This is a genomic window from Methanospirillum sp. (genome assembly GCF_035406105.1).
Taxonomy (GTDB): Archaea; Halobacteriota; Methanomicrobia; order Methanomicrobiales; family Methanospirillaceae; genus Methanospirillum.
On the sequence record NZ_DAONKG010000093.1, the window covers coordinates 1 to 9,155 of the forward strand.

Annotated in this window: 9 protein-coding genes and 1 tRNA gene; 5 read left to right on the forward strand and 5 right to left on the reverse strand. The window is 47.0% G+C overall.

Annotated elements, in window-relative coordinates; all coding sequences use genetic code 11:
• Positions 1–35 precede the first annotated feature (35 nt).
• Together hypB and PLA23_RS07005 are read left to right on the forward strand one after the other, a co-directional pair.
• Complete coding sequence (hypB, locus tag PLA23_RS07000) at positions 36–683, forward strand: hydrogenase nickel incorporation protein HypB (RefSeq protein ID WP_324329433.1); 648 nt, start codon at positions 36–38, stop codon at positions 681–683.
• 97 nt (positions 684–780) lie between these two features.
• Positions 781–1,155: a 30S ribosomal protein S8e gene (locus PLA23_RS07005; protein WP_324329435.1), complete on the forward strand. Its 375-nt coding sequence runs from the start codon at positions 781–783 to the stop codon at positions 1,153–1,155.
• A 12-nt stretch (positions 1,156–1,167) separates the two neighbouring features.
• Here PLA23_RS07005 and PLA23_RS07010 read toward each other — a convergent pair whose 3' ends face one another.
• On the reverse strand, positions 1,168–1,575 hold the full coding sequence (locus PLA23_RS07010; protein ID WP_324474601.1) for a hypothetical protein: 408 nt from the start codon (positions 1,573–1,575) through the stop codon (positions 1,168–1,170).
• A 228-nt stretch (positions 1,576–1,803) separates the two neighbouring features.
• Here PLA23_RS07010 and PLA23_RS07015 point away from each other — a divergent pair, with 228 nt between their 5' ends.
• Complete coding sequence (locus PLA23_RS07015; RefSeq protein WP_324329439.1) at positions 1,804–2,268, forward strand: DUF2240 family protein; 465 nt, start codon at positions 1,804–1,806, stop codon at positions 2,266–2,268.
• Between the two features lie 6 nt (positions 2,269–2,274).
• On the opposite strand, the gene PLA23_RS07020 is transcribed toward PLA23_RS07015, so the two are convergent.
• Positions 2,275–2,682 (reverse strand): 30S ribosomal protein S6e, encoded by a 408-nt coding sequence (locus PLA23_RS07020; protein ID WP_324329441.1) that lies wholly within the window; start codon positions 2,680–2,682, stop codon positions 2,275–2,277.
• A gap of 125 nt (positions 2,683–2,807) precedes the next feature.
• Positions 2,808–4,622, reverse strand: a complete 1,815-nt coding sequence (gene infB, locus PLA23_RS07025; protein WP_324474602.1) for a translation initiation factor IF-2 — start codon at positions 4,620–4,622, stop codon at positions 2,808–2,810.
• A gap of 227 nt (positions 4,623–4,849) precedes the next feature.
• Here infB and PLA23_RS07030 point away from each other — a divergent pair.
• Together PLA23_RS07030 and PLA23_RS07035 are read left to right on the forward strand one after the other, a co-directional pair.
• Positions 4,850–4,921, forward strand: a tRNA-His gene (locus tag PLA23_RS07030).
• Positions 4,922–5,305: 384 nt separating this feature from the next.
• Positions 5,306–5,578, forward strand: a complete 273-nt coding sequence (locus PLA23_RS07035) for a 2TM domain-containing protein (RefSeq protein ID WP_324330022.1) — start codon at positions 5,306–5,308, stop codon at positions 5,576–5,578.
• A gap of 10 nt (positions 5,579–5,588) precedes the next feature.
• On the opposite strand, the gene PLA23_RS07040 is transcribed toward PLA23_RS07035, so the two are convergent.
• Complete coding sequence (locus tag PLA23_RS07040; protein WP_324330020.1) at positions 5,589–6,971, reverse strand: MBL fold metallo-hydrolase; 1,383 nt, start codon at positions 6,969–6,971, stop codon at positions 5,589–5,591.
• A partial coding sequence (locus PLA23_RS07045; protein ID WP_324474603.1) for a hypothetical protein occupies positions 6,968–9,155 on the reverse strand: 2,188 nt, incomplete at its 5' end. The genes PLA23_RS07045 and PLA23_RS07040, both read right to left, overlap by 4 nt.

The window sequence follows — 9,155 nt, forward strand, 5'->3', positions numbered from 1 at the left end:
AACCTATAAAGTACCAGCGAGAGAGATGCTATGGTATGCATCATATCGATATCTCTATCGAAAAAGATATTTTTTCAGCCAACCGAAAACTGGCCGATGCAAATGCCGCGCATTTCAGGGCCCATGGTGTCAGGGCTTTTGATCTCCTTGGAGGCATCGGGTCAGGAAAGACCGCACTGATTGAGAAGGTCGTTCCAAAACTGAAAGCCAAAGGATTGAAAGCAGCGGCTATTGCCGGGGATGTGTATGGGGATGATGATTTCCAGAGGATTATCGCACTTGGAATCCCGGCTGAGAATGTAAATACGGGAAAAGAGTGCCATCTTGATGCCCATATGATCGAACATGCCTTGGATCATCTTCCACTCAGTGATGTTGATATTTTGTTTATTGAGAATGTTGGCAATATGGTCTGTCCGACTGATTTTGAGCTTGGGGCAGAGAAACGGATTGTTGTCGTCTCCTCAACCGAAGGGGATGATGTTGTCAACAAGCATCCGATGATGTTCCGGGGGTGTACGATTGCGGTACTGAATAAGATCGATCTGGCTGATGCAGTCGGGGCTGATCTGAACCGGATGGAACGGGACATGCTCAGGTATAATCCCTCGATGAAGATATTCCGGACAAATATGAAGACAGGTGAGGGGGTTGACCCTCTCATAGATGAGCTTCTCTCCTAAGCGGAATCTTATATACTGGCGCGGGGGATATGTATAAGACTCGGTGGTTTACCCGGCTCTCCCACTCCGGGTAAATGATACGTAAGGATGAGATATTATGCATTGGCAAGGACGTTCTGTTCGGAAATCCACCGGCGGCAGGTACAGCCCGTCTCGTGGAAAAAGACGCAGGGAGATTGGGTCAGCACCGGCTGATACCCATATTGGTATTGACCGAAGAAAAGTATCCCGTACATACGGCGGAAATAACAAGGTCCGGGCTCTCCGGTGTGAATATGCAGCCATCAGCACCAAGACTGGAGAGACAAGGAAAGTAAAGATTGAGACTGTGGAAGAGAATGCTGCAAACCCGAACTATGTCAGGCGTAACCTTCTCACCCGGGGTGCAATCATCAGAACTGAGATGGGGCGTGCACGGATTACCAGCAGACCAGGACAGCACGGTGTCATCAATGCTGTTCTGATCGAGTAATTTTTTTTAAAATCAGGTTTTGTTTACCTGAAAATCAGAATATCCATAGCAATATTCTGGTATCTCCCAGAGGAATATCCCCTGTTCATCAGGAATAACAGTAGCAAGATACTGGAACTGATCTGCCCCGGCCATCTTTCCAAAGATACTTACGGGATCCCGCAGGTTTCCTGCAGATACAAATCCGATCAGGGATGGTTTCTTACCAGTCGAGAGATCACCGGGATATACCGAGAATGATATATTCTGTTCTTGGGCCGCAAATTGCTCAGAATTTTCCCCTTCATAGGTATTCACAACGGCAGGGATACTCACACGGGTCCCAGTCGTAAAAAGACCAGGATGATATCCGGGTGCTGTCGCATGAACACCCTGCGTATCTGCCAGAACGCTGCTCACTAAAATGGTGCCAATCCCCACCAGCACCCACATCAGTAGTATGATATGCGATCTGAAATCTCCAAACATCTGACTCACATCTCCATCCGCCTATGCAGAAAGTGTACCACCAATATTCTCCTGCACAGATAAAAAGCATGGGATGTTATGAAACGCCTGATATACGTGCTGATTTTAGATCAGAGAAAAAAACATGATTACATAAGAGAATAAACATGACTGATGGATATTTCTCCCAGGTAATGAGATATGACACTTAAAACCGCATTAGCAGCACCTTTTTATCATAGCCGAGCACAAAAACTTGGAAAAAGTGAATTAATTTACTATTATGCATTTGACCGCAGGTGGATGGACCGCGAACAGGTCGATCTCCTCATTCACCGGGGGTTAGAGCAACATCTTTTGGGAACCGATGGAGAGATGTATTATCCTCTCTTTGATCTCGCAGAGGTTCAGATTCCTATCGGATATAAGCCATCGTCATCCATCTTTGATGTGCATGATCCCTTTGAACAGCTCCTCGATCGGATTACCGGTCAGGTAAAAAAGGAGCCTGAAGAGATTATTGCCCGGATGAATCAGATAATCTCCGAACATTTTGATGGCAACATCAGACCTGAAGCGGCACTGGTCATTGTGGCAAAACAACATAACGTCGCCGTTGCTGACCTTCTCGACCAGTTACGGCAGGGTCTGCTGAAAAAAGATTGAAGATATTTATTCTGCTGCCGGTGCTTCAGGCTCTGCCGGAGCAAAGTATTCTGCAAGGGTCTTTGGACCCTGGGTTGCGACGATTGCGTTTATCTGGACAAAGTCCTGGGTGATTTCCGCACCACGGACCATTTTTCTCCGGCGCTCACCTTCGACACGCGGGTGGAATCCGACGCCGCCTGCCATCAGAACCTTCCGTCGTCCTGCTATCTGCAGGCTCTTTCGTGCAGGGGTTCCGTTCCGGTCTGATGCACCGGTGATTCGGATTTTATATCCCTCAAACCCGAGTGCTGCACCATCTATCTCATCACCAATACGTTTACCAATAAATGCCCCGGCTCCTGCACCACTGGCATCAATATTATATGCCTTACCAGTTGCCGGATCTGAAAGAACCACCTTGAAATCAACCATTATTATCACCAAATCTAAATATTCCACGATCGCTGCAGACTTTTATTCTCGTCCGAACCAAAGAACCCATCACTCAGACTCTGCTGAGAAGTCTCCATACACTTTGGTATATATCCTTTATAATTCTACTTCCCCCAGAAGGGATTTTCACGGCGGAAGAGCCGGGTGTATTCATCAAGTACTTCCTTTGCATCCTCACTCAGGTGTGAGAGCATCTCAGTCTCCAGGACCTTTACATGCCGCTCCGGAATCCCTACAAGCAACTCATCTTCCACATCAAACTGTCTGCCAACCGTTGCGCCTTCTATGGAGATTGCGACCTCATCTCCGGCATGAGCCTCCTGAATATTCTCTTTTCGCAGTTGGATTGATTTCAGGGTTCCTGCCTTCTTGCCATCCCTTCTGACAAGATTCACACCGGTACGGAGTGTCCCGGAAAGGATTCTGACTCCAACCACTGCAGGGTTATTCTGTCTGAAGACACATCCAGGAAGGACGAGTATTTTAGCCGGGAAGATGATCTTTTCAAATCTCTTCTGGTCCATTATTCTCTTAAGATTATTCCTCCATTCAAGGTAGTCCTCAAGAATATGGTAGATGACATTACCGGAGAAGAATTGAATCATCTCTGAATAAGCCGGTTCCTTGAGAAGATCCTGGGCATCAGGAAGAACCGGTGTGTTGAACGCTATCAAAACCCTGTACAGGGGGTCTTTTATTGTTTCAGCCTCTATTACATCATGTCTGCTGACCTGACCCACCTCTGCCCTCATAACCGGAATTTCATGCGCGGATAATTCCTTACATAATGCTTCAAGCGCACCGATTGTATCGGCCTTGATTATCAGCCCTTCGGGTGAGAGGGTGACATTGATCTCGGTCATCTCCCTTGCAATACTTGCTTTTACCTCTTCCGGATCATCACCGATGACCCGGATCGGTGATCCGGCAATGACCTGATCAAGCCCTGGGGCACTGACTTTTACTCCTGCGGCAGCGACGACTTCTTTCACCCGTAAGAACCGGTCCTCGACCAGAATTTCCTGCATGGGCCGTGGCTGAAGAAGAGATCTCACCTTGGTTGTCTGCACACCGTCAGTTGTTGCAATGGCTATCTCATCGCCAACCCGGATGGTCCCGTCAAACAGAATGACATCGATAGTGGCCCCAAGGCCTTTCTCTTCCTTCACCTCAAGGACCGTTCCTGATCCCGGCCCGTTAACAGTAAGGGTCAGGGCCTCTTCCATATACCGCTGTGCAAGACCGATAAGTACCATCAGAAGGTCAGGTATTCCCTCTCCGGTGTGGGCACTGACCGGCACAATTGCAAGGTTTCTGGCAAAGTCCGTTACCCTGTCAAAACGTTCGGACGAGAATCCATGTTCTGCGAGAGTTGCAACAATATCATAAACCTTGGTCTCAACCAGAAGTGTTACCCGTTCGTTCTGTGATGCAAACGACTTCAGGAATGGAGCCCCTTCGGATGTTCGCCATCCCGGAATCCGATCCAGTTTTGTTGCGGCCACGACAAACGGGGTTTTACAGTTTCTGAGGATCTGAATCGCCTCGATGGTCTGCGGCTGAAATCCCTCGGTAATATCAACGACCACGATTGCCATATCGGCGAGTGCTCCTCCTCGCGCCCGAAGCGTAGTGAATGCATGGTGACCAGGGGTATCGATAAAGAGCAGGCCGGGAACGCTGATATTGAGGTTTTTCATTCCTCCGCTCATGTTCATGATCGAGTCTATCGGTACAATGGTTGCACCAATATGCTGTGTAATCGCTCCTGCCTCTCCGGCAACGACTGAGGAACCCCTGATTCGGTCCAGAAGGGATGTTTTGCCATGATCCACATGCCCGAGAACGCAGACAATCGGAGTTCTGATATGGGGTGTATCACCGTCGCTTTTACTCTTTTTTGCTGCTTTTTTACCCACCTTTCCACCACCACTCATATTATGCGGTCAATTCCCGGTGCTATATGAAAACAGGAGATATCCTTCCGGGTAGAGATCTGATACTGTGGTATACATCAGTGGTCACGATTAATAATCGTTCACAATACCTGCCATAGACCTTCATCCTGGATCAGGATCAGATACCGTCTGAAAACTCATGAGGATAGCTTCAAGTCATCTTCCGGATAACATATATGGTGCAACCTGCCTGGGTGGGGTAATGGCTATCCTAAGGGATTGTGGTTCCCTCGATCTGGGTTCAATTCCCGGTCCAGGCCTAAGATTTAACGTTTATTTTTGTTAATTTTTTGAACTGTTCTTCTTTGGAATATTTCGTATGACATTATGGTATCATCATGCTTTATCGTACACAGATCTATGCGTTAAAAGATTTGTATCGAATAGAAAAACCGCGCCTTCCTGGCATTCTATAAAGCCTGTTTTTTATACCAGGCAAGAAAAACATCACTTCTACAGCGTTCCCGGTACTCTTTCCCACTCGGCAGCTATACCATCACCACAGATCCTGAGCACCGTATATGAGGCGGGAAGCATCGGAACGTCGTCAAACCACTGTGGATTTCAGGGTAGATGAAGAATCAATAAAGCTGGATTTATCCTCGTATATTATCTTAATACTCTTTTAAGCTCAACATGGATCCATGACACCGAATGAAGAGTATCACGAAGCAAAAAGAAAAGTTACAAAGCTCAGAGGATTCTACCGACAACTTGGCTTGTTTATTATTGTCAACGCGGTTCTCTTTATCATAAACCTCATTATGAGCCCTGGTTATTTCTGGTTTTACTGGGTGACACTCTTCTGGGGGATTGCTATGGTATGGCAGGCATATGATGTCTTTGGAAATGACGGGATGCTCGGAAAGGAGTGGGAAGAGAGGAAGATCCAGGAATATATGGAAAAGAAGAAGTGATCAGATCCGGTTATGAATACCCTGCTGCAATCCAGCCGGAATATCCCCCGGCCACATTGATGATTTGAGAAAAACCATTTCTTTTTAGGATACTGCATGCGATTGAGGACCTGGCACCGGTAGCACACATCACTATTATTTCCTTGTTATGCGGGAGTTCAGAATACCGGTGCCGAAGATCAGGCCAGTGGATATTGACTGATCCGGGAATATGATATCCGGCATATTCGCCGCCTGTTCTTACATCAAGGATGATGAGGTCTTTTTCTGCGTTTATCCAGCTTTTCAGTTCATGAACTGATATTGTCCTGACATGATCAAGAGCATTTCCGGCCAGCGCCCACCCGGCGACACCTCCGTCAATATAGCCAATGATCTGATCTATTCCCACCCGATGGAGCATGGGAAGAACCTTCGTGATCTCATGCGGATGATGAAGAGCAAGAAGAATCTTCATATCAGGAGGTATCACCCAGCCGGCAAAGGTTGAGAAGTTTATCTCATGGTCAATGTTCCAGCTTGCTGGGATATGGGACGAACCAAATGCATCATATCGCCTTGTATCAAGAACCCCGGCTGCTTCCTCCTGAAGGATCTCTTTTCCGGTACGCGGACTGATAGGTTTTGCCGGTGGAAGATGTGAGAGAAGCGTAGGCCCTCTCCGGTTCATATCGGAACACCGGCTGAAATGATCAGGGGAGGGGGGCATATTTTTTGTAAGTTTATCAATGAACGTCTCTTTGTCCTGAATCTGGAGGACCTCATTAAACCTTCTTTCATATCCGATGGTCGTTGACCTCTTTGCAGATAATGACCTGCCACAGAATGATCCGGCACCATGAGCCGGATAGACCTCACAATGATCAGGCAGTTTCAGGATCTTCTTATGCAGGGAGTCATAGAGGGCTGCGGCCAGTTCATGTGCCCGACCGGGAAAGAGATCCGGCCTTCCGACATCACCCACAAAGAGGGTATCACCTGGAAAAAGAGCCACTGGTTCATCGCCTCTGCTAAGGTGCGTGACGACATAGCTGACATGTTCCGGGGTATGTCCCGGTGTCTCGATGACAGAGATGGAACAGTCATCAAGTGGTATAGTACTCCCTTCATGAACCGGAATATGGGGAAATTCGCATGCAGCACTTTTTGGAGCATATATTGGTGCCCCGGTGATTTCATGAAGATCACAATGCCCTGATATGAAATCAGCATGCAGATGTGTCTCCAGAATACCGATTATCTGAAATCCTTCCTCTTCAGCAGCATGCAGGTAGATATCAGGGTCCCGTGCAGGGTCGATAATCATACACGATGATACCCCGCCAAGAAGGTAGGAACTGTGAGCAATCCCAGGAATAAAAAACTGCCTGATAATCATAATGTAGATAATCATCTCCGGTAGAGATGAAATTGTTCCCGGTCCCTATACAAGAGCAGGTCCTGCAGTGATGGCGGGATATGGTATAACCTGCATACTCCTGTATGAATTCTTTCCTCAATCTGAATAAGTCTTTTAAAGAGGCGGTCCTGATCATGATACGATCTGGCGTAACCGGTTTTCTCCATCAGAAAGGTTCGTTCATGCAATGAATCGGTTATTAGTCTGACGTACTCTTTCTCTTCAGGAGAGTACCAGTCAGGCTGATGTATCGGGAGTGCAGATATGAGAAGGTCTGAACGGGTGAAGCGTCCTGCTCTGCGTACATATGTGCAGTACCACCTCATGAGTGGAGAAGAGAGGACCCCCTCAAGGTATTCATCAGGGCCTTTGATGATCAGATCAGCATTCTGTTCCGGGGTGTCTCCTGCGGTCACCATCAGTCTGTCACTGATTATTCTGATTGAGATCCACACTCCCCCGCCCTCCATTCCTGCAAGATCCGAGGGGCGGTATGTTGCACCGAGGCAATACTCTGAGAGCGTAATTGTATCCCTCATTAATGCATTCAAAATATCCTTTCCAAAAGGATCTTCAAAATTCCAGCCATCATGTTCTGGCAGATCCTCCTGTTTTACCTGATATGCGGTGATTGATCCATTTTCTGCTATCCGGATAATCTCAATGGATGATTGATACTCCTGTGCATGAAGACATGACCATCCATCAGGTTTCCTCCGGTCCTGATCATCCTCTTCAAAAATGATCCGAGAGATTCTGCTCTCTTTGATCATCTTCCGGAATGGACCTGCATGCTGCTCTGAAATCCAGGATGAAGGGAGAAAAAAATACGAATTATATGAGAGTCTTTTGATGATATATTCCGCAAAATACAGGGCCCACCGTGCATCGTGGGAATATGAAGAATAATGTTTCCACAGGTATTGGCATCTCTCCTGATCTGTGCAGTCGCTTTGGATGTATGGGGCGGTAACAAGCACCACAGAGCGAGATAGCGGACAAGCCGGCCATTCTGAATCTGCAGGCCTCAGGTGATAAAAAGCTGACTGAGCCTCCTGCTTTGAGAGATATTCATCCACAATCTCCCTGTTAAACAGGGTATTTCCAACCCTGATATGCGAACGGATGGCAGGCAGCCATTCACCGTGATATGATGCGAAGAGGGCTGGATGCAGGAACTCACCATCGATTACATACAGAATCAGGCCAAACCTGGTCAGGAGGACATTGGAGAAGGAAGGATCTTGACAAAAGACAGAATGAGCGATCCATTGGAGCCGGTCAAGAGGTGATCTGTCTGGGTTATGATACATTCTCAAAAGCAGGAGGATTAATTCACCTGTCCCGGATATCGGATCAATGATAGCCGGCTGCTCCTCATATGCGAGTATACTCCGGATTACATGGGAAAACACCGGCGATGAGATGAGAGAGGGGAGGGCGTCCTCATAGTTCCTCTGTTCTGTCCGAACTTTTCCCTTGCCTGTTATCCGGTTCATCAACCGGCAAAATGCACGAATCGCAATAATCGGATCAATAAGATGAAACCGGACTGATTCAGGAACCTGGATTCTGCAGCCCTCGTCCACCATGCGGGTAAAAACCGGATCCTGGCATTGAATTGGTTCATCATCAGGATATCCTGGAATAGTGGTCCCGAAGGTAATGAGATGCCATATATAGGAATCATCAGAAATGCCTGAATATTCAATTCCGGATTCATAAAGCATTTTCACAAAAAATATTTTCAGAATTCCGGAAAGGACAAAATATTCCCTTTTGTCTCGTTCACCCTCACCATACGTCTGATAAAATACCCGTGATACGGATCTGTATACGGTATCCAGGTACCGATCAAGACGTTCAGAGAAGGATGGTTCTTCATATACCCTGTCATTGCAGAATGCATCCGACAGTGGCTTGATATCGGCGCAGAATTGAATGTCTGGTTCAGATGTATTCATGACCTGGAAGATGGCATTATTGAGAAAAAGGTACCCGGCCGTCGAACCAGAGTTTATCAGGTGAATGAAAAGAATATTTTTTATCTCATCATGAAGGGTTGTTTCTCTTGAGAGATCCCAGATGATAACCTGACGGAGATCATGCAGGGTAACCAGAATACAGGGGATATTGTATCCTCCGTGGTCCTTTAGAATCAGTTCCCTTTTTCGAAAA